The 20,608-nt window shown below is 68.7% G+C and carries 20 protein-coding genes; 12 read left to right on the plus strand and 8 right to left on the minus strand.

Translation table 11 applies throughout. The features are described 5' to 3' along the window. The first annotated feature begins 1 nt into the window (after position 1). Positions 2 to 1,141, plus strand: a complete 1,140-nt coding sequence (locus tag ABDC25_RS02170; RefSeq protein WP_347124617.1) for an ABC transporter permease — start codon at positions 2 to 4, stop codon at positions 1,139 to 1,141. Beyond that, a complete protein-coding gene (locus ABDC25_RS02175) occupies positions 1,141 to 3,387 on the plus strand; it encodes a glycoside hydrolase family 3 N-terminal domain-containing protein (protein WP_347124619.1) in 2,247 nt (748 codons plus the stop codon). Before ABDC25_RS02170 ends, ABDC25_RS02175 begins: the two co-directional genes overlap by 1 nt. Positions 3,388 to 3,436: 49 nt before the next feature. Here the strand turns inward: ABDC25_RS02175 and ABDC25_RS02180 are convergent, their stop codons facing one another. Both ABDC25_RS02180 and soxR read right to left on the minus strand, forming a co-directional pair. After that, the gene (locus ABDC25_RS02180) at positions 3,437 to 4,786 is read right to left on the minus strand and encodes a DUF1254 domain-containing protein (protein WP_029260040.1); all 1,350 of its coding nucleotides are present in this window, start codon (positions 4,784 to 4,786) and stop codon (positions 3,437 to 3,439) included. A gap of 64 nt (positions 4,787 to 4,850) precedes the next feature. After that, positions 4,851 to 5,300, minus strand: a complete 450-nt coding sequence (gene soxR, locus ABDC25_RS02185) for a redox-sensitive transcriptional activator SoxR (protein WP_021199250.1) — start codon at positions 5,298 to 5,300, stop codon at positions 4,851 to 4,853. Between the two features lie 134 nt (positions 5,301 to 5,434). Here soxR and fdxA point away from each other — a divergent pair, with 134 nt between their 5' ends. From fdxA to ABDC25_RS02205, 4 genes are read left to right on the plus strand one after another with little or no spacing between them, the layout of a single operon-like run. Further along, positions 5,435 to 5,761 (plus strand): ferredoxin, encoded by a 327-nt coding sequence (fdxA, locus tag ABDC25_RS02190; RefSeq protein ID WP_021199249.1) that lies wholly within the window; start codon positions 5,435 to 5,437, stop codon positions 5,759 to 5,761. Beyond that, positions 5,758 to 7,116, plus strand: a complete 1,359-nt coding sequence (locus tag ABDC25_RS02195; RefSeq protein ID WP_347124622.1) for an FAD-dependent oxidoreductase — start codon at positions 5,758 to 5,760, stop codon at positions 7,114 to 7,116. The genes fdxA and ABDC25_RS02195 overlap by 4 nt, the downstream gene beginning before the upstream one ends. After that, positions 7,113 to 7,622: a flavin reductase family protein gene (locus tag ABDC25_RS02200; RefSeq protein ID WP_021199247.1), complete on the plus strand. Its 510-nt coding sequence runs from the start codon at positions 7,113 to 7,115 to the stop codon at positions 7,620 to 7,622. Before ABDC25_RS02195 ends, ABDC25_RS02200 begins: the two co-directional genes overlap by 4 nt. 12 nt (positions 7,623 to 7,634) lie before the next feature. Then, a complete protein-coding gene (locus tag ABDC25_RS02205) occupies positions 7,635 to 8,264 on the plus strand; it encodes a superoxide dismutase (protein WP_021199246.1) in 630 nt (209 codons plus the stop codon). Positions 8,265 to 8,277: 13 nt separating this feature from the next. Here the strand turns inward: ABDC25_RS02205 and ABDC25_RS02210 are convergent, their stop codons facing one another. Further along, a complete protein-coding gene (locus ABDC25_RS02210; protein WP_021199245.1) occupies positions 8,278 to 8,565 on the minus strand; it encodes a metal-sensitive transcriptional regulator in 288 nt (95 codons plus the stop codon). 257 nt (positions 8,566 to 8,822) lie between these two features. Here ABDC25_RS02210 and ABDC25_RS02215 point away from each other — a divergent pair, with 257 nt between their 5' ends. After that, a complete protein-coding gene (locus ABDC25_RS02215) occupies positions 8,823 to 10,469 on the plus strand; it encodes an FAD-dependent oxidoreductase (RefSeq protein WP_347124625.1) in 1,647 nt (548 codons plus the stop codon). Here ABDC25_RS02215 and ABDC25_RS02220 read toward each other — a convergent pair. Together ABDC25_RS02220 and ABDC25_RS02225 are read right to left on the minus strand one after the other, a co-directional pair. Beyond that, a complete protein-coding gene (locus ABDC25_RS02220) occupies positions 10,466 to 11,473 on the minus strand; it encodes a LacI family DNA-binding transcriptional regulator (protein ID WP_021199243.1) in 1,008 nt (335 codons plus the stop codon). The genes ABDC25_RS02215 and ABDC25_RS02220 overlap by 4 nt on opposite strands. An 86-nt stretch (positions 11,474 to 11,559) precedes the next feature. Beyond that, positions 11,560 to 13,230: a glycoside hydrolase family 13 protein gene (locus ABDC25_RS02225; protein WP_021199242.1), complete on the minus strand. Its 1,671-nt coding sequence runs from the start codon at positions 13,228 to 13,230 to the stop codon at positions 11,560 to 11,562. A gap of 227 nt (positions 13,231 to 13,457) precedes the next feature. On the opposite strand from ABDC25_RS02225, the gene ABDC25_RS02230 reads away from it, so the two are divergent. Further along, on the plus strand, positions 13,458 to 13,886 hold the full coding sequence (locus tag ABDC25_RS02230; protein WP_021199241.1) for a DUF1761 domain-containing protein: 429 nt from the start codon (positions 13,458 to 13,460) through the stop codon (positions 13,884 to 13,886). Positions 13,887 to 14,076: 190 nt separating this feature from the next. Then, positions 14,077 to 15,342: a hypothetical protein gene (locus tag ABDC25_RS02235; protein ID WP_347124628.1), complete on the plus strand. Its 1,266-nt coding sequence runs from the start codon at positions 14,077 to 14,079 to the stop codon at positions 15,340 to 15,342. A gap of 39 nt (positions 15,343 to 15,381) precedes the next feature. Here the strand turns inward: ABDC25_RS02235 and purQ are convergent, their stop codons facing one another. The 3 genes from purQ to ABDC25_RS02250 all read right to left on the minus strand — a co-directional run bounded on the left by purQ (position 15,382) and on the right by ABDC25_RS02250 (position 17,084). Further along, a complete protein-coding gene (purQ, locus tag ABDC25_RS02240; protein WP_029266853.1) occupies positions 15,382 to 16,089 on the minus strand; it encodes a phosphoribosylformylglycinamidine synthase subunit PurQ in 708 nt (235 codons plus the stop codon). Further along, positions 16,086 to 16,334, minus strand: a complete 249-nt coding sequence (gene purS, locus ABDC25_RS02245) for a phosphoribosylformylglycinamidine synthase subunit PurS (RefSeq protein ID WP_017204254.1) — start codon at positions 16,332 to 16,334, stop codon at positions 16,086 to 16,088. Before purS ends, purQ begins: the two co-directional genes overlap by 4 nt. A 216-nt stretch (positions 16,335 to 16,550) precedes the next feature. Then, positions 16,551 to 17,084 (minus strand): adenine phosphoribosyltransferase, encoded by a 534-nt coding sequence (locus ABDC25_RS02250; protein ID WP_347124631.1) that lies wholly within the window; start codon positions 17,082 to 17,084, stop codon positions 16,551 to 16,553. A 135-nt stretch (positions 17,085 to 17,219) separates the two neighbouring features. Here ABDC25_RS02250 and ABDC25_RS02255 point away from each other — a divergent pair, with 135 nt between their 5' ends. The 3 genes from ABDC25_RS02255 (at position 17,220) to ABDC25_RS02265 (ending at position 20,604) form a co-directional block, all read left to right on the plus strand. Continuing rightward, positions 17,220 to 18,530, plus strand: a complete 1,311-nt coding sequence (locus tag ABDC25_RS02255) for an ABC transporter substrate-binding protein (protein WP_021199237.1) — start codon at positions 17,220 to 17,222, stop codon at positions 18,528 to 18,530. A 98-nt stretch (positions 18,531 to 18,628) separates the two neighbouring features. Next, positions 18,629 to 19,717 (plus strand): sugar ABC transporter permease, encoded by a 1,089-nt coding sequence (locus ABDC25_RS02260; RefSeq protein WP_347124633.1) that lies wholly within the window; start codon positions 18,629 to 18,631, stop codon positions 19,715 to 19,717. After that, on the plus strand, positions 19,714 to 20,604 hold the full coding sequence (locus tag ABDC25_RS02265) for a carbohydrate ABC transporter permease (protein WP_136023649.1): 891 nt from the start codon (positions 19,714 to 19,716) through the stop codon (positions 20,602 to 20,604). The genes ABDC25_RS02260 and ABDC25_RS02265 overlap by 4 nt, the downstream gene beginning before the upstream one ends. The last annotated feature ends 4 nt before the right edge of the window (positions 20,605 to 20,608 follow it).

A 20,608-nucleotide genomic window follows, 5' to 3' on the forward strand; every position in this document is an offset into this window, starting at 1 on the left:
CATGACCGTTCCCACCACCGCCGCGAGCACCGCGCCCGACGGGTCGGCCGTCGTCTCCGGCATGCCGGAGACCGCGACCCTGCGCACCCCACCGGCGGGCGCTCCGCCTCGCAAGACGTTCTGGTCGCAGCTCGCCCAGGCGTTCGCGATGTTCCGCAACCCCAAGTCGATCGCCGGGCTCATCATCCTCGGGGTGTTCGTGCTCATCGCGATCCTCGCGCCGTGGATCTCACCCTACGGGCCGACGCAGAAGGATCGCACGGCATTGCGGCAACCGCCCTCCTGGGAGCACTGGCTGGGCACGACGCACATGGGGGAGGACGTGTTGAGTCAAATCATCTACGGCACCCGCGGTGTGATCGTCGTCGGCTTCCTCGCCGCCTTCATCGCCACGATCATCGCGATCACCATCGGTGTAATCGCCGGCTACGTGCGCGGCTGGAAGAGCGAGTCGCTCTCGGCGCTGACGAACGTGTTCCTGGTGATCCCCGGCATCCCGCTCATCATCATCATCGCTTCGCAGTTCGAGAACCCGCCGCTGATCGTGATCGCCGCGGTGCTCGGCATCACCGGGTGGGCCTGGGGCGCTCGCGTGCTGCGCGCGCAGACCATGTCGCTGCGCAACCGCGACTTCATCCAGGCCGCGCGTGCGAACGGCGAACCGCTGCGCCGGATCATCACGGTCGAGATGCTGCCGAACCTGATGGCGCTCATCGCCTCGAGCTTCGTCGGCACCGTGACCGCCGCGATCCTCGGCCTCACCACGCTGGCGTTCATCGGGGTGATCCCGGTGAGCAATCTGAACTGGGGCACGATCCTGTTCTGGGCGCAGCAGAACGGCGCCTTCCCGCGTCTGTGGTGGTGGTACGTGCCCGCAGGGCTCTGCATCGCGATCATCGGTGTGGCCCTCTCTCTCATCAACTTCGGCATCGACGAGTACGTCAACCCGCGCCTGCGCTCGGCCGGCGAGCGGGCCAGGGCGATGAAGAAGAAGGGGCTGAACGTGAACGACGCCGTCACGGCCGTCCGCAGCGTGCCCCTGCCGAAGACGACCTCCGATCCCGTAACGTCGGCGACCTCGCCGGACACCTCCGATTCCTCGAAGACCTCGACCCCGAACTCGACCCAGAACACGAAGTGATGACCTCTCAGACCCTGACCACCCAGCTCCCGTACCAGGACCCCGCACTCTCGATCCCCGAGCGGGTGGCCGACCTCCTCAGCCGCATGACGCTGGAGGAGAAGGTCGGGCAGATGCTCCAGCTCGATGCCCGCGACGACATCGACGACCACATCGCCCGCCGTCACGCCGGATCGATCCTGCACACCTCGCCCGAGCGCATCCTGCGGGCGAACGAGCTCACCGCGCAGACCCGGCTCCGCATCCCGCTGCTGGTGGGAGAGGACTGCATCCACGGCCACTCGTTCTGGCCCGGTGCGACGATCTACCCGACGCAGCTCGGCATGGCCGCATCGTGGGATTCCGACCTCGTCGAACGCGTCGCCCGCGCGACGGCCGAAGAGGTCGCGGTGACCGGCATCCACTGGACCTTCTCGCCGGTGCTGTGCATCGCCCGCGATCTGCGCTGGGGCCGCATCGACGAGACCTTCGGCGAAGACCCGTTCCTGATCGGCGAGCTGGCCTCGGCGATGGTGCGCGGCTACCAGGGCGACGGACTCGACGACCCGACCGCGATCCTCGCGACCGCCAAGCACTTCGCCGGGTACTCCGAGACCCAGGGCGGGCGCGACGCGAGTGAGGCCGACATCTCACGGCGCAAGCTGATCTCCTGGTTCCTGCCGCCGTTCGAGCGCGTCGCCCGCGAGGGGTGCCGCACGTTCATGCTCGGCTACCAGACCACCGACGGAGTGCCGATCACGACCAACGACTGGCTGCTCAGCGATGTGCTGCGCGGCGAGTGGGGCTACATCGGCACGCTCATCACCGACTGGGACAACGTCGGGCGCATGGTGTGGGAGCAGCGGATCCAGCCCGACATCACGCACGCGGCTGCTGCGGCCGTGCGGGCGGGCAACGACATGATCATGACCACGCCGGCCTTCTTCGAGGGTGCGCTCGACGCCGTCGCTCGGGGCATGCTCGCCGAGGACGCCTTCGATGCGGCGGCCGCCCGCATCCTGACCCTGAAGTTCGAGCTGGGCCTGTTCGAGAACCCGCGCCTGCCGGGCACGGAACTCGACGCCGTGGTGGGCAGTGCCGTGCACGCCGAGCTGAACCTCGAGGTCGCCCGCCGTTCGCTCGTGCTGCTCGAGAACGACGGCGTGCTGCCGCTCGATCCCACCTCCGCGCTGAAGGTCGCGGTCACCGGTCCGCTCGCCGACGACGCGCAGACGCAGCTCGGCGACTGGGCCGGCGGCTCCGGGCAGGCGGGCTGGCTCGACGGTCAGCCGCGCGAGATGATCACCACCGTGCTCGACGGGCTGCAGGCGATCGACGGTTGGACCGTCACGCACGCCCGCGGCGCCGACATCCTCACTCTCGAAGAAGACCCGCAGGGGCCGTTCTTCCCCGACAAGCAGCCGCGTCCGCCGGTCGTGAAGGCTTGCGAGCCGGATGCCGCGATGATCGCGGAAGCCGTCGCCGCGGCATCCGAGTCCGACGTCGTCGTCGCGGTCGTGGGTGATCGGATCGAGCTGGTCGGCGAGGGGCGCTCCACCGCGACGCTCGAACTCATCGGCGGGCAGAACGCCCTGATCGATGCGCTCATCGCGACCGGCACGCCCGTGGTCGTCGTGCTGCTGGCCTCGAAGCCGCTCGTGCTCCCGGCATCGGCCTCGAAGGCTGCCGCCGTGATCTGGGCGGCGAACCCCGGCATGCAGGGTGGCCGTGCGCTCGCCGACATCATCTCCGGCGCGGCCGAGCCGTCCGGGCGCCTGCCGATCTCGTTCGCGCGCCACGTCGGTCAGCAGCCGACGTACTACAACCAGATCCGCGGACAGCACGGTGACCGCTACGCCGACCTCACGCAGTCACCGGCCTGGGCGTTCGGCGAGGGGCTGTCGTATACGACGGTCGAGTACTCCGACCTGACGCTCGAGGCGACGACGCTGGGGAAGTCCGACACGATCGTCGGTCACGTCACGGTGTCGAACACGGGCACTCGGCCGGTGCGCGAGACCGTGCAGGTGTACGTGCGCGACTCCGTGACGAGCGTGAGCTGGACCGACAAGGAGCTGAAGACCTTCCGCCAGGTCGACGTCACCCCCGGCGCATCCGTGCGGGTACGCCTGGAGCTGCCGGTCGCCGACTGCACCATCGTCGACGCCGCGGGCAACCGCATCGTCGAGGCCGGCGCGTTCGAGCTGCTGGTCGGCCCGAGCTCCCGCGAAGAGGTGCTCCTCTCCGCCGACTTCGAGGTGCGCTGACCCGCCGCGGCGGGCGAGCGCACCTCGCGATCGACCCGGTCTGCTCGGTTCAGGCCTTCTGGAAGTCGGAGGGCTTCCAGGTGCCGTCGAACGCGGGGGCGCCTGGGCCGTAGATCCGGAAGTAGGCGAACCACTGCGAACCGGGGGTGGTCTGCAGCCATGGCACCTCATCCCGGGGTCGATCGGGACCGAAATGAAGGGTGATCCCGCCGGATCCGTCGGGCGCGAGGTCGTCGCGCAGGCTTGTCAGCACGGGCTTGAACTGCGGGGTGTTGATCTCCGAGCGGGTGTCGAGGTCATAGAGGGTGACAGACCAGAACTGAGCGGCGGGCACGGGTGCGGGAACGGTCAACGTGTACGACGTGGCCCCATCCAGTGCGGCCCCGTCCGCATCGACCGCGGCGAGCCAGTAGAGCGAGCCGGCGCCCTCCTTGTGCATGAACATCTTGTCGGTTTCGAGGGTGGCCTGGTAGAACCAGCGCTCCCGCACCGAGAGGTTGAGGAAGTTCTTCTCGTAGTACCCGAAATCTCCCTCGGAGTAGACCACCCACTCCCAATTGCGGTCAGGCCAGACGAGCCGTTCCGGTGCGTCGTCGGCGAACGCCGCCACCACGAGCTGCTCGTTCCCCTTCTCGGCTGCCTCGGACAGGATCGAGACGAGTTCCGCGTCGGGCGCGAAGGGGCGGTCTGCCCGCAGGCCGAGGTCGGCGAGCATGCCGTACTGGTTGTAGAGCGCGGGGGACGGCACATCGATGTCGAGTGCGCGCTTGAGGGCATGCCAATAGTCGATGGTTCCGTCGACCACGCAGGGGTTCGCGACGGCCTTGCGGTCGGACATGTCCACGAACACGTTCGGTGCCGGGTTCTCCGCATCGGCCCAGGGGTAGACCTTCAGCGTGCGCAGCAGTGCCTTCCCCTTCTCCGGGTCGGGGAACGGTGCGCGCGCGCAGATCAGGAACCTGTTCGTCGGGGGGTGCTTGACGATGTAACCGGACTCGGGCAGGGGTCCGTCGTACCCCGGGGGGACGAACAGGTACTTGGCGCCCTTGCCCTCGTCCTCGCCGACGACGCCCATGTTGGTGACGAACTGGAAGTTCGTGTCATCGATCACGCCGATCAGCGGACCGGCGGGGAGCTCGACGACGACGGGGCCGTCGGTCGTGTCGCCCAACCCGAGTCCGTAGGGGGTGTCCGAGTTCTGGGTGAGGGTGACGAGGTCCGGCGTGGTGAGCTGGATCAGGAGACCGCGGTTGGCGGGCGCCCCGAGCTCTTCGATGGACTCGAAGTTCAGCACCATCGACACCGTCGGGTAGAAGAACTTGTACGCCTCGACGGCGCGGTTGAGCAGCGCGTCGCGGCGGATCCTGACGATCTCTTCGGTGGTGGGGAGCTTCTTCATCGGCGGTGTCCCTTCATGGCGTTTCCGCGATCATGTCAGAGACCGTCCGCGCGGGAAAGAGGCGTCAGTCCCGCAGGCGCTGGGGGCCGGCGCCCTGGGTGCCCAGGGCGTCGTCGGGGTTGAGCAGGCCGCACGCCTTCATCGACAGGCACCCGCAGCCGATGCATCCGGTCAGTTCGCGCTCGAGGCGCTCGATGCCCTCGCGACGCTTCTCGAGCTCGCGCTTCCAGCGCCTCGACGCTCGTTGCCAATCGGCGTGGCTCGGAGTCTCGGTCAGGGGCACGTCGGCGAACGCGGTCTGCACGTCCGACAGCGGGATGCCGAGGCGCTTCGCGACCGTGATGAGCGAGACACGACGCAGCATGTGCCGGGCGTAGCGGCGCTGGTTGCCGGGCGTGCGGGTCGAGGCGATCAGGCCGAGCGTCTCGTAGAAGTGCAGGGCGGAGGCGGCGACCCCGGTGCGTCGGGTCATCTCGCCGATCGTCAGCGGCTCGTCTGGTGCGTGCGGACTCATCCGGCGTGCTCTCCCTCCGTCTGCCGTCCCTCGATTTGACCTCAAGTGTACTTGAGGTTTTACGGTTGAGGGGTGGCTCGGAGACGGGCCGAACGAACGAATGAGGACAGCGTGACCCGGACGAAGACCCCGCGATGACCTATGTGATCGCCCTGCCGTGCGTCGATGTGAAGGACAAGGCCTGCATCGACGAATGCCCTGTCGACTGCATCTACGAAGGCGAACGCTCGCTCTACATCCACCCGGACGAATGCGTGGACTGCGGTGCCTGCGAGCCGGTGTGCCCGGTCGAGGCGATCTTCTATGAAGACGACCTGCCCGACGAGTGGCAGGACTACTACAAGGCCAACGTCGAGTTCTTCGACGAGCTCGGGTCGCCGGGAGGCGCCGCGAAGACGGGGATGCTCGCCTTCGATCACCCGATCATCGCCGCGCTCGCACCACAGGGGGAACACGCATGACCAACGCCGAACCGCGCATCGCCGTCGTCGGCGCGGGGCCCGCGGGCATCTACGCGGCCGACATCCTGCTCGACCGGGTGCCGACCGCATCGATCGACCTGTTCGAGAAGCTCCCGGCACCGTATGGTCTGGTCCGCTACGGCGTCGCGCCCGACCATCCCCGCATCCGCAAGATCACGGATGCCCTGCACGAGGTGCTCGTGAACCCGCGCATCCGGCTGCGGTGCAACGTCGAGGTCGGCGTGGACATCGGGATCGACGAGCTGCGTGCCGCGTACGACGGAGTGATCGTGGCCACGGGGGCCGACCTCGATGTCGCTCTCGACATCCCGGGCATCGACCTGCCCGGTTCGTTCGGCGCGGCCGACTTCGTCGCCTGGTACGACGGGCACCCCGATGCGCCGCGCACCTGGCCGCTCGCCGCCGAGGCGGTCGCGGTGCTCGGCGCCGGCAATGTGGCGCTCGACGTGACGAGGATCCTCGCCAAGCATGCGTCGGCGCTGACCCACACCGACACCCCGGATGCCGTGCTCGACCAGCTCGCTGCCAGCCCGCTGCGGGACGTGCACCTGTTCGCCCGTCGGGGCCCGGCCGACGTGCGTTTCTCGGCCATGGAGCTGCGCGAGCTCGCCGAGCAGGACGACGTCGATGTGATCGTCGACCCGCACGAGCTCGCCCTCGACGAGCACGCCGAGCGGATGGTGGCGCAGTTCTCGCAGCGCCGTATCGTCGTGCGCACCATGACCGAATGGGCAGCCCTCGATCCCGCGAGCCGCACCGCCTCGCGCCGCATCCACCTGCACCTGCGGCAGCGTCCGGTGCGCGTGCTCGGCACGGACGCGGTCACCGGTATCGAGATGGAACGCACCGCATCCGACGAGCTGGGCCGCATGGTCGGCACGGGGGAGCTGCTGCGCTATGACGTCGGAGCCGTCTACCGCGCAGTGGGCTACCGCTCGACACCTGTTCCCGGGGTGCCGTTCGACGCCGCTCGCGGCGTCGTGCCGCACGTCGAGGGTCGCGTCGTCGATGCGGACGGAGCGCCGATCCCGCGACTGTACGCGACCGGTTGGATCAAGCGCGGCCCGGTCGGGCTGATCGGGTCGACCAAGTCGGATGCCGCGCAGACGATCGGCCACGTCGTCGACGACCTCGATGCGATCGAGCGCGAGGCGCGCGACATCGATCCGATCGCCCATCTCTCGCAGGCGGTCGACCTCGACGGCTGGCTGCGCATCGACGCCGCCGAGCGCGGGGCCGGAGCGGAGCGCGGTCGCGAGCGGACGAAGCTCGTCGAACGTGATGAGATGCTGGCACATGCGAAGCAGCAGCAGATGATGGAGGCAGGTCGATGACCGCGACACCCGTACCCACGCCGATCGGCGAGGCGCTCAAAGCCGCCTTCCGCACCCACCCGGCGGGAGTCGCGATCATCACCGCGAGCACCCCGGAAGGGCCGGTCGGTCTCACCGCGTCCAGCGTCGCCTCGGTGGCGGTCGATCCCGCGGCGATCGTGTTCTCGGTGACCCGTGCCACCGGTTCTGCAGGAGCGATCCTCGGTGCCGACACCTTCGTGGTGCACCTCATCGACGACGAGCACTCCGATCTCGCCCAGAGCTTCGCGGTCAGCGGGTCCGAGCGGTTCACGCCCGAGCAGGGATGGGCCACGCTGCCGACCGGCGAACCGCACCTCCCCGAGGCCAGGGTGGCCCTGCGCTGTCGTCCGATCCAGACGGTCGCCGTCGGTTCGTCGACCGTGGTCATCGCCGAGGTCATCGAGGTGCTGCCTGGTCTCTCCGGGCGCCCTCTGGTGTACATCGATCGCCGTTTCCACGCACTTCCACACGACAACAACCACTGAAAGGAAGACGTCATGACCACGCTCTACACACTCCCCGAGCTGCCGTACGACTACTCGGCCCTCGAGCCGCACATCTCGGGCAAGATCATGGAGCTGCACCACTCCAAGCACCACCAGGCCTACGTCACGGGGGCGAACACCGCACTCGAGCAGCTCACCGCCGCCCGCAGCGCGGGTGACCTCGCGAACGTGAACAAGCTCGAGAAGGACCTCGCCTTCAACCTCGGCGGCCACATCAACCACTCGGTGTTCTGGCAGAACCTCTCGCCCGAGGGCGGCGGAGCACCCGAGGGTGAGCTCGAGGCCGCACTGGTCGACGCCTTCGGATCGATCGACGCCTTCCGCGCCCACTTCACCGCGACCGCACTCGGTGTGCAGGGATCCGGTTGGGCCGTGCTCGCCTGGGACAGCGTGGGCGCGCGTCCCGTGATCTTCCAGCTGTTCGACCAGCAGGGCAACGCGCCGCTCGGCGTCACCCCGCTGCTGCAGCTCGACGTCTGGGAGCACGCCTACTACCTCGACTACCTCAACGTGCGCGCCGACTACGTCAAGGCGTTCTGGAACCTCGTGAACTGGCCCGATGTGCAGCGCCGCTTCGAGGCCGCCCGCACGGCGACGAAGGGTCTCATCGTCGCGAGCTGACCCGCGCCGCCGGTCACGCGAGGGAGAGGAACAGCTTCTCCAGTTCGGCCATCGACACTCCACGGGTGTCGGTGGCCGCTTGCGTCTCCGCCTCGGGCTCGGTCATGCAGTCCTTCATGGCGGAGGCGATGATCTGGAAACCCGCCTTGTCGAGAGCCGAGGTGACGGCGGCGAGCTGTGTGACCACCGCCCGGCAGTCGCCACCCTCTTCGACCGCGGCGATGACGGCGCCGAGCTGTCCTCGGGCTCGCTTGAGACGGTTGGCGATCCTGCGCTGGGTGTCGGCGTCTGCGGATGACATGGTCGCTCCCTGGGTGTCGGCTGGACTCCCCACTATACCCCCGGGGGTATAGTGGGGACCGATACCCACGGGGGTATCGGTGAGGAGACGATGAAAATGTGCCGAGCGGTCCGTTGCAAGACCTGCGGCAAGACGACCTGGGCGGGGTGCGGTCAGCACGTCGACGCCGTGCGGCGAACGGTGCCTGCCGCGCAGTGGTGTTCCGGACACCCGAAGGAGCAGGCGCAGGGCGGCTTCTTCTCGCGGATGTTCCGGCGATGACCACCGTGCAACCGCTCACCGTGGTCATCGTCGGTGGGGTCGCCGGGGGCATGTCCGCCGCCGCGCGCCTGCGCCGCCTCGACGAGCACGCGCAGATCATGGTGTTCGAACGAGGGCCCGAGGTCTCGTACGCGAACTGCGGCTTGCCCTATTACGTCGGAGGGGTGATCGCAGAACGCGAATCGCTGCTCTTGCAGACGCCGGAATCTCTGCGCAGCCGCTTCCGACTCGATGTGCGTGTGCGTCACGATGTCACGCGAATCGACACTGCGCAGAAGCTCGTCGAGGTCATGGACATCGACTCGGGGCGCCGCTTCACACAGAGCTACGACAGGCTGATCCTCGCCACCGGCGCGCGCCCCCGTCTGAACGAGCCCTCCTCGGGCATCCGCACGCGCAGTCTGCGGACGGTCGAAGACGCGGATGCGATCGACGCCGCGCTCTCGCGGGCGGGCGTTCCGGTGGTGGTGGTCGGCGGAGGCTACACGGGCCTGGAAGCGGTCGAGAACCTCGTCGCTCGCGGCGCATCCGTGACGCTGGTGCAGCGGGGATCCCACCTCCTCTCCCCGCTCGATGCGGAGATGGCCGCACCGATCACCGCCGAGGTCCGCGCGCACGGCGTCGATGTGCGCCTCGGCGTCGAGGTCGTGCGTGCCGTATCCGGGCGGGTCACGCTGAGTGATGGGGCATCCGTCCCCGCCGAACTCGTGATCGATGCCTCCGGAGTTGTACCGGAGACGGCGCTCGCCGAAGGTGCCGGCATCCGGCTCGGTGAGACCGGCGGCATCGCGGTCGATTCGATGTGCCGCACGAGCGCCCCCGACGTGTTCGCGGTGGGCGACGGCGTCGAGAAGCTCGACCTCGTGGGCGGCGACACGGCTCTCATCACGATGGCCGGCCTCGCGAACCGACATGGACGCATGGTGGCCGACCTCATCGCGGGGAGGACGGAGACGGCGCGCCCCGCGCTCGGCACCGGGATCGTCCGCGTGTTCGGGGTCGACGCAGCGAAGGTGGGCTGGAGTGAACGGCAGCTCCGGGCCGCAGGACGTGACTTCTACGTCGTGCATGTGCATCCCGGATCCCACGCCGGCTACTACCCCGGCGCCGAGACGCTGTCCATGAAGATGCTCGCCGACCCGGCCTCCGACGTGATCCTCGGTGTGCAGGTGGTGGGGCGAGACGGTGTCGACAAGCGGATCGACGTGGTGGCGACCGCCATGCAGGCCGGTATCACGGCCGCCGGGCTCGCGAATCTCGAACTCGCCTACGCCCCGCAGTTCGGCTCGGCGAAGGACGCGGTCAACATCCTCGGCTACGTCGCCGAGAACACCCGCTCCGGCACGACTCCGACCATCCAATGGCATGAACTCGCTGACGAGCAGCGTGGGGGAGCGACACTTATCGACGTGCGCTCGACGGCCGAGCATGCTGCCGGCGCGATTCCCGGCGCCGTCAACGTGCCACTCGACGAGCTCAGAGAACGGCTCGACGAGGTGTCCGATGGACCCGTCATCGTGCACTGCCAGGTCGGATTGCGTGGGCACATCGCCACGCGGATCCTCCGGCAGCGAGGCGTGGACGCGCGCAACCTCGACGGCGGCTATCGCACCTGGCGCGACGCCACCCTATGTGAACGCTAGAGCAGGCGGGAGGTGGTCCCGCGCACGTTCAGCTCGTAGGGCAGCGCCGACGGGATGTGCACGGCGTCGGGGGTGGCGAGCTTCGCCAGCACGGCATCGGCTGCCCGCTCGCCCTGTCCGAGCGGGAACTGATCGACCGTGGTCAGGCGGAAGAACTCGCCGAGTTCATGCCCGTCGATGCCGACGATCGACAGCTCCTCGGGAACGCTGAAGCCCAGGTCTCGGGCCGCGAGAAGTGCGCCGATGGCCATCTCGTCCGAGGCCGCGAACACGGCGGTCGGGCGGGGGCCCGGGCGGCCGAGCAGCTGCTTCGCCGCCCGGTAGCCGCCCTCGACCGTGAAGTCGGCGGGCTCGAGGAAGGCATGGTTGAGGGGGATGCCCGCCTTCGCCAGCGCCTTCTCGAACCCCAGGCGGCGGTTGGTCGGGATGTGGAAGTCGATGTCGAACTCCGGGTTCGCCCCGATGTGCGCGATATCGGTGTGGCCCAGGCTGATCAGATGCTCGGTGGCAAGTTGCGCGACCGCGACATCGTCGACGGTGAGGGTGTCGAGCTTCGGGTTCGGACCGCCGATCGCGATCACAGGAAGTCCGAGGTCGAGCAGATACTGCGTCTCGTCCTCGTCGAGCTCGATCGACACCGCGATCACGGCGTCGACGCGCTGTCGGCGCAGGAAGGTGTCGAACACGTGCCGACGTACGTCCTTGTCGGCAGTGATGTTGTACAGCGTGATGTCATAGCCCTCGCGCATGAGCGCGGCGGAGACGCCGGAGAGCACCGTGCTGAAGAACCACCGGTCGAGGAAGGGCACGATCACCCCGACGTTGCGGGTGCGACCCGAGGCCAGGCTCGACGCCCGCGACGAGACGACATAGCCGAGCGACTGCGCCGCGGCCTGCACCCTCTCCTTCGCGGACTCCGATACGTGACCGCGTCCGCTCAGTGCGCGGGAGACGGTCGCGGTGGAGACTCCGGCGAGCCGGGCGACCTCATCGATGCTGGCCATGTGTTCCTCTGTCGAAAGTGCTCCGGTCGCGATTCCTGCCGGTTCACGCGGGCGTGAGCGACAGGAATCGCGACCGGAAGGGCGTGTCAGGCCTGCGTCGCTGTGGTGTACCAGACGGCGGTGTCGACCGGGATCGACGCGCCTTCGAACGGCTGGCTCTGCAGCATCACGAAGGCGTCGGCCGGCAGCTCGATCGGCGCCGTGCCGAGGTTCGCGACGACGTGCACGTCACCACGTCGGAAGGCGACCGCGTCGGGACCGGCGTCTTCCCAGACCAGCGAGCCGCTGCCGAAGCCGTGCTCGCGGCGCGCGGCCAGCAGACGCTTGTACAGCGCGAGCGTCGATGCGGGATCGACCTCTTCGACGTCGCGGGCGTAGGCCGCCCAGTCTGCGGGCTGCGGGAGCCACGAGAGACCGGTGTCGTTGAATCCGAAGGCCGGAGCCTCGGCCTCCCAGGGCAGGGGCACGCGGCATCCGTCACGACCGTAGCGCTCGCCGTTCGTGCGGAACCAGGTCGGGTCCTGACGGTACTCGTCCGGGATCTCCATGGCCTCGGGCAGGCCGAGCTCTTCGCCCTGGTACAGGTACGACGAACCGGGCAGTGCCAGCATCAGCGTGGTCGCGGCGCGGGCGCGGGCCAGGCCGATCGCGGTGTCGGGCTTGCTCGGGGTGTTCGGGCCGATGCCCTCGCCCTGGGGGTTGTCCGCCGTCAGCGCGAGGCGCGAGGCGTGGCGCACCACATCGTGGTTCGAGAGCACCCAGGTGCTCGGGGCGCCGACCGCGCCGAAGTCGTCGAGCGACTCCCGGATGACGTCGCCGAGGGCCTTCGCGTTCCACGGCGTCATCAGGTACGGGAAGTTGAACGTCTGGTGCATCTCGTCCGGACGCACCCACAGGGCCGTCTGCTTGAGCGTCGGCATCCAGGCCTCGCCGCACAGGGCGCGGTCGCCGTCGTACTCGGCGAGCACCTTGTGCCAGTCGCGGTAGATGTCGTGCACGCCGTCCTGGCCCCAGTACGGCACGTTCGACTCGCCGCCGCCCATGGAGTCGGCATCGCTCGGGGGCGTGTAGTCGGGCAGGCCTTCGGCCTTGATCATGCCGTGGGCCACGTCGACGCGGAACCCGTCGACACCGCGGTCGAGCCAGAAGCGCAGGATGGAGCGGAACTCCTCGCGCACCTCTTCGTTGGTCCAGTCGAAGTCGGGCTGGGTGGCGTCGAAGATGTGCAGGTACCACTGGCCCGGCGTGCCGTCGGCCTCGACGACGCGCTCCCACATGCCGCCGCCGAACACGGATTCCCAGTTGTTCGGCGGGAGCTCGCCGTTCTCGCCCTTGCCGTCGCGGAAGATGTAGCGCGCGCGCTCGGGGCTGCCCGGGCCGGCCTTCAACGCCTGCTGGAACCAGACGTGCTGGTCGGACGAGTGGTTCGGCACCAGGTCGACCACCACGCGGATGTTGCGGGCATGGGCGGCCTCGAGCATGTCGTCGAAGTCGGCCAGCGTGCCGAACAGCGGGTCGACGTCGCGGTAGTCGGCCACGTCGTAACCCGCGTCGCGCTGCGGGCTGGTCATGAACGGGCTCAGCCAGATCGCGTCGACGCCGAGCTCCTGCAGCGCATCGAGTCGGCTGGTGATGCCCGGCAGGTCGCCGATGCCGTCACCCGAGGCGTCCGCGAAGGATCGGGGGTAGATCTGGTAGATGACGGCGCTGCGCCACCACTCGGAACCGGGGGCTGCGATCTGCTCAAGCTGTGCCATGGGAACAGGCTAGTGCAAACGCTTACATTCATGCCAGAGCGGGGATCGAATCGGTTCGGTGCCGCGGATTCCGCCGGCCGAGGCCGCGCCACTTGCATGACGGTCGGCCATTTGCATGATCGTCGAGCGTCCGTGGTCAGGCATCCGTCGCGGTCTCATGCCGGTGTCGCCGGCGGTGCGATCGCAGGCGGGGAGTAGGGTGAGGCATCCGATGAGTGGAGGCTGTCATGGTTCCCGAGATCAACTACTGGGCGGTCCTGCTGGCCACCGCGTCGAGCATGCTCGTCGGCTCGGTCTGGTACGCCCCGAAGGTGTTCGGCACGCGCTGGTCGAAGCTCGCGAACGTCGACATGGATCGTCCTGCGGCCACAGCGGCCTGGCCGATCATCACCACGGTCATCGTGAGCTTCATCACGGCCTGGGTGCTCGCCGGCGCCTCGTCGATCGCGTGGCACTTCTACGGCGGATCGTACTTCTGGGGCGCCGTCGTCACCGCTGTCACGCTGTGGGCGGGGTTCACGGCCGCCCGTTTCATCACGCACGACGCGTTCGAGGGGCGCTCGACCCGACTCACCACGCTGAACATCGCGCACGAGCTGGTCACGGTCGTCGTCATGGCGATCATCATCGGCGTCTGGCCGCCGGCGCTCGCCTGAGGTACCGCTCCGCCTCCCGGGGGGACCGGCGAACCGGTAGCCGGGTCGGTTCGGAGGACTCGCCGATCGGAGAGCCATCTCTAGACCTTCGCCGCTTCTGCGAGCGCATGCGGGGTGCGAGGCTCGCTGGGTGACCTGCCGGTCACCCGCGTGCTGCGGACCCGCGCGCGGTTCAGACCGAGGGGTCTCGATGTCCGGATCTTCGCGCCGATCGGCGCCGTGGGCGGTCGCCGCCGCGCTCGTCGCCGCAGTTGTGCTGGTGGGCGCGGCTCCTGCCGCGGGGGGAGCCATGCGCCCGTCGGATGATCAGGCATCCGGTGCGAGTGGCCTGGATCCCTCGCAGTCCGTCGCGCTGGCCTACGAGTTCCTGGATACGCGCGTCGACCAGTTCTGCGATGGAGCCGGACACTGTCTGCCGCGCAGCTACGAGGGCGGATTCTTCACCACTCCGAGCTGGGACTTCACCCCCTCGTTCGTCTACGACGATGCGCTCGTGATCATCGCGTACACCGCCAGGGGGCTTCCGGACGACCTCCGTCGCGCGCGGGCGATCGGCGACACCCTGCTCTTCGTGCAGGAGAACGACCCGATCGGCGACGGCCGCACACGGGCGTCGTACGAACCGCACGGCATCCGCGAGGGGCGGGTGGAGATCACCGGCCCCGGCAGCTTCACCGGGAACCAGGCGTGGGTCGGATTGGCTCTCGCGCGTCTCGCGCACGCCACCGGAGATTCGCGGTACCTCGACGGCGCGCTGCGGGTGGGCCAGTGGATCCAGGACAACACGGCCGACATGGTCCGAGCCCCGTACGGGTACACCGGGGGTCAGCTCGAGGACGGCACGTCGCTGACCTGGAAGTCCACCGAGCACAACAGCGACGTCTCGGGGTTCTTCGCGCAATTGGCTCAGCTCACCGGCGACCCCGTGTGGTCCGAGCGGGCAGCGGTCGCCGCCGATTTCGTCGCGGCCATGCAGAGTGCGGACGGCCACGTCGACACCGGCACGGGCCTCGACGGTTCGACCATCAACACCCGTCCCATTCCGCTGGATGCGCAGACGTGGGGTTCACTCGCCACCGGCGACCCGCGCTACGGCGCCGCGCTGGACTGGACGCTCGCGAACCTGATCGCCACCGACGGCCCGTACACGGGCCCCTCGATCAGCGAGGTCGATGTGTCGAAGGCCTGGTTCGAGGGGAGCGGACACCTCGCGCTCGCTCTCACGCTCCGCGACGGCCCGGGAGACGCCGACCGGGCCGAGACGTTGCTGAGCAGCATCCGTCTGGCGCAGCGCGATGCTCCGAACGGTGACGGCAAGGGGATCGTCGCGACCTCGAACGACGGTCTCGACTCGGGTTTCGGCGACCTCTACTACGCCAGCCTGCACACGGGCGCGACGGCCTGGTACCTGCTCGCGGCGGCGGGGGACAATCCGTTCACCCTGCCTGCCGACTGACCTGACGGCGGACCCGCCTGACGGCGGACCGGCCTGAGGTTATGCGGCGACGCGGGCGACCGCGGCGATGGCGCTCGTGAAGAAGTCGAGTCCGTCGATGCCGCTGCGCATGGCGACAGCGGTGTCGGGGCCGAAGCCCGCCTCGGTGGCGTGCTCGGGGTGCGGCATGAGCCCGACCACGTTGCCCGCCTCGTTGGTGAGACCGGCGATGTCGCGGAGCGATCCGTTCGGGTTGACTCCGGCGTAGCGGAAGGCCACGAGCCCCTCGCCCTCGATACGGTCGAGGGTCTGCTCGTCGGCGATGTAGCCGCCGTCGGCGTTCTTGAGTGGGATCACGATCTCCTGGCCGGTGCGGAACGCATTGGTCCACGCGGTGTCGGAGTTCTCGACCGTGAGCTTCTGGTCGCGACGCACGAAGTGCTGGTGGTTGTTGCGGATCAGGCCGCCGGGCAGCAGGTGCGCCTCGACGAGCATCTGGAAGCCGTTGCAGATGCCGAGCACGGGCATTCCCTTCGCGGCGGCATCCTTGACCTCGCTCATGATCGGCGAGAGCGCGGCGATCGCGCCGGCGCGCAGGTAATCGCCGTAGCTGAAGCCACCGGGGAGGACGAGCGCGTCGACGCCCTCGAGGTCGTGCGAGCCGTGCCACAGGGCGACCGGCTCTGCGCCGGCGATGCGCACGGCGCGCTGGGCGTCGCGGTCGTCGAGCGAGCCGGGGAAGGTGATGACGCCGATCCGAACGGTCACTCCGCGACCTCGATGCCGACGACGTCCTCGATCACGGAGTTGGAGAGCACCTCGTCGGCGATGCGCCGGGCCTCGGCGAGAACCTCGTCGGTGACCTCGCCTTCGACGGTGAGCTCGAAGCGCTTGCCGATGCGGACGTCGGTGAAGCCCTCGACGCCGAGGCGGGCGAAGGCGCCGGAGACGGCCTTCCCCTGCGGGTCGAGCAGTTCGGGCTTGGGCATGACGTCGACGACGATGGTGGGCATGACGGCTCCAAGAGTCGCGGGCGGACGGGCGCATCCAGTCTACTGCCCTCGGCTCACTCGCCCACTCGCCCCCTCGCTCCTCCGCCCCCTCGGTGCCGAGTGCACGACATCTCGCCGAGTGCACGGCCGGTGTGCGGGGGGATGCCGTGCGCTCGCCGAGTACCCGTGCACCCGACGAGCAGTGCGTGGGGGCGTGAGGGAGTGGGGGGGTGGGGGTTATGCGGAGTGGAAGACGGTGTGCAGGTCGCCGACCGCCTCGCGGCCGCCGAGACTGTCGATCTCGAACAGCACCGAGATGCCGATGACATGGCTGCCGAGGCGCTCGACGAGCTCGCGTCCGGCCGCGAGGGTCCCTCCGGTGGCGAGCACATCGTCGATCAGCAGCACGCGGGATCCGGGGGGCAGGTCGTCGTGCATCTCGATCGTGGCGGTGCCGTACTCGAGGGCGTAGTCGACGGATGCCGCGGGGCGCGGCAGCTTGCCGGCCTTGCGGATCGGGATGAGTCCGACGCCTGCGGCGATGGCGGCAGCGCTGGCGAGGATGAAGCCGCGCGCCTCGATGCCCGCGATCACGTCGAACTGGCCGGCGAAGGGTTCGATGATCGCCTCGGTCGTCACGCGGAGGGCCTCGGCGTCGGCGAGGAGTGGCGTGATGTCGCGGAAGATGATGCCCGGTTGCGGGTAGTCCGGCACGTTGCGGATCAGGGCTTCGGCGCGGACGAGGGCAGGGGAGAGCGTGGCTTCGGGCACTGCCCAAGGGTACCCCGCGGCGGCTGGGTTGACACCGTGGGAGCGCTCCCATAGAGTGACTGCTCAGTTCGTGGGAGCGCTCCCACGACGTCCCGACGCACCACTCACCGCACGACCACCACAAAGGAGTGAACTGTGAACACACGTGCCCGCAACCGGATCCTCGTGACTGCCGCCGTGGCATCCGTCTCCGCTCTCGCCCTCGCCGGCTGCTCCGGCAGCACCGGCGATTCCACGGAGGGGAGCGCCGATGAAGAGGTCACATTGACCGTCACCACGTTCGGCACCTTCGGCTACGAAGATCTCTACAAGGAGTACGAGAAGGCCCACCCGAACGTCACGATCGAGGCGACCAACATCGACACCGGCGGCAACGCCCGCACGGATGCGTTCACCAAGATCGCCGCCGGCTCCGGCCTCAGCGACATCGTCGCAGTCGAAGAGGGCTGGCTCGGCGCGATCATGGACGTCTCCGACACCTTCGTCGACCTGCGCGACTACGGCATCGAAGACCGCAAGGACGACTGGGTCGACTGGAAGTACGGCCAGGCGACCGACGCCGAAGGCCGCGTCATCGGCTACGGCACCGACATCGGCCCGAGCGGTATCTGCTACAACGGCGCTGCGTTCGAGGCGGCCGGGCTCCCGAGCGACCGCGAGTCGGTGGCCGAGCTCCTCAACGGCGACTGGGAGAACTACTTCCAGGTCGGTGCCGACTACACCGCGAAGACCGGCAAGGCCTGGTACGACCACTCCGGCTTCGTCTGGAACGCCATGGTGAACCAGCTCGACGAGGGCTACTACACGACCGACGGCAAGCTGAACGTCGAGGACAACGCCGAGCTCAAGGAGCGCTTCGAGCTGCTGGGTGCCGCGACCGAGGGCGGCCAGTCCGCCGCACAGACGGCCTGGGACTGGAACGGCGGCAAGTCGTTCGTCGACGGCACCTTCGCGACCTTCGTGTGCCCGGGCTGGATGCTCGGCGTCGTGCAGGGCCAGGTCGAGGCCGGCGGCGGCGATGCGTCCACCGGATGGGACTTCGCCGATGTGTTCCCCGGCGGCGCGGCCAACTGGGGTGGCGCGTTCCTGTCGATCCCGGAGACCTCGCAGCACAAGAAGGCGGCTGCCGAGCTGGCCGACTGGCTGACGCAGCCCGAGCAGCAGGTCAAGCAGTCCGCCGCCGCGGGCAACTTCCCCTCGACGATCAAGGCGCAGGAGACGCTCGCCGCGGATGCGACGCCGAACGCGTTCTTCAACGACGCGCCGACCGGGGCGATCCTCGCCGAGCGCGCCAAGGGTGTCGTCGCCCAGTTCAAGGGTGCCGATGACTCGGTGATCCAGGAGAACGTCTTCGGTCCGGCGCTCAGCAGCCTCGACCGCGGCGACACCGACACCCAGGGCGCCTGGGACCAGGCCATCGGTCTGCTGAACGACCTCGTCGGCTGACATCCCCCTTCCGGTCGCAGTTCCCGCCGGCGCCACCCCACGGCCGGCGGCAGGAACTGCGACCGGAACTCCTCGGAACCCCGGGACAAGGACACCCCATGACACTCACCGCCCCGCCCGCGGAACAGCAGCGCGCGGCATCCCCCGCGAAGGATGCCGCACCGAAACGCTCCTGGCGCCACCGCGTCTCACGGTTCGACCAGAACGCCTCGCCGTACTTCTACATCTCGCCGTTCTTCCTGCTGTTCGGGCTGGTCGGCCTGTTCCCGCTGCTCTACACGGTCTGGGTGGCGGTGCACGAGTGGGACCTACTCAAGGGCGAAGGCGAGTTCGTCGGGGTCGGCAACTTCGTCGAGATCCTCGGCGACGCGATGTTCTGGAACTCGATCGGCAACACCCTGAGCATCTTCCTGCTCTCCGCGATCCCGCAGCTGGCCGTGGCCCTCGTGATCGCCTACCTCCTCGACCGGGGCCTGCGCGCCCCGACGTTCTGGCGCATGAGCGTGCTGATCCCGTTCGTGGTCACCCCGGTCGCGGTCGCCATCATCTTCTCGAGCATCTTCAACGAGGCCGACGGTCTGGCCAACAACCTGCTCAACCTCATCGGCATCGCGGACCAGGAGTGGAAGCACAACACCGCGCTGTCGCACATCGCGATCGCCGTCATGGTGAACTTCCGCTGGACGGGCTACAACGCCCTCATCCTGCTGGCCGCGATGCAGGCCGTGCCGCGTGACCTCTACGAGTCGGCGGCCCTCGACGGGGCCGGCGCCGCGCGCCGCTTCTTCTCGATCACCATCCCCACGATCCGTCCCACTCTGATCTTCGTCATCATCACGGCGACGATCGGCGGGTTGCAGATCTTCGCCGAGCCGCGCCTGTTCGACGTGTCGACCGCCGGCGGCATCGGCGGCAGCGACCGGCAGTTCCAGACCACCGTGCTGTTCCTCTGGGAACTGGCGTTCTTCCGTCGCAACCTCGGAGAGGCATCGGCCGTCGCCATCCTGCTGTTCCTGCTGATCGTCGGGATCGGCGTGATCAACTTCCTCATCTCCCGACGGATCTCCACCGGAGACGGCCCGAAGAATCGTGCGGCCCGCCGCCGCGCGCACACCACCGACGCGGCCGCGACCGCGGCGGCTGCTGGAACGACGATCGCCACCACGACCGAGGAGAACGCGCGATGACCGCCACGCAGGCGCTGAGCGTCCCCGAGAAGATCCGCCGTCGCCGGAGTGCATCATCCGGCACCGCCGGGATCGGCAGCCGCCCCGGCTTCCTCACATACGGGCTCCTGGCCGCGTTCATCATCGGCAGCGTGTATCCGCTGTGGTGGTCGGTCGTCGTCGCGAGCGGCACGAACGCCACCCGCGGTGAGACGCTGCCGCTGATCCCCGGGGGCAACTTCTTCACGAACGCGGCCAAGGTCTTCGACGCGATCCCGTTCTGGCTGGCGCTGGGCAACTCGTTCCTCATCTCCGGCATCATCACGCTCTCGGTCGTCACCTTCTCCACGCTCGCGGGCTACGCCTTCGCCAAGCTCCGGTTCCAGGGCCGCGACGGGCTGATGATCTTCGTGATCGCGACGATGGCGATCCCGACGCAGCTGGGCATCATCCCCCTGTTCATGCTGATGCGCGAGCTCGGCTGGACCGGTTCGATCGGTGCGGTCATCGTGCCGACACTCGTCACCGCGTTCGGCGTCTTCTTCATGCGGCAGTACCTGGTCGATGTGATCCCGGACGAGCTGATCGAGGCCGCCCGTATGGACGGCGCCAACCAGTTCCGCACCTTCCTGACCGTCGGACTCCCCGCGGCTCGGCCGGCCATGGCTATCCTCGGACTCTTCACCTTCATGACGGCGTGGACCGACTACCTGTGGCCGCTGATCGTGCTCTCTCCGCAGAATCCGACCCTGCAGACGGCGCTCAGCCAGCTGCAGTCGGGCTACTACATCGACTACTCGATCGTGCTCGCCGGCGCGGTGCTCGCGACCCTCCCGCTGCTCGTGCTCTTCGTGGTCGCCGGGCGTCAGCTGGTCAGTGGCATCATGGCTGGCGCGGTGAAAGGATGACCCC

The organism is Microbacterium sp. SY138 (genome assembly GCF_039729145.1).
In the GTDB taxonomy this organism is placed as follows: Bacteria; Actinomycetota; Actinomycetes; order Actinomycetales; family Microbacteriaceae; genus Microbacterium; species Microbacterium maritypicum_A.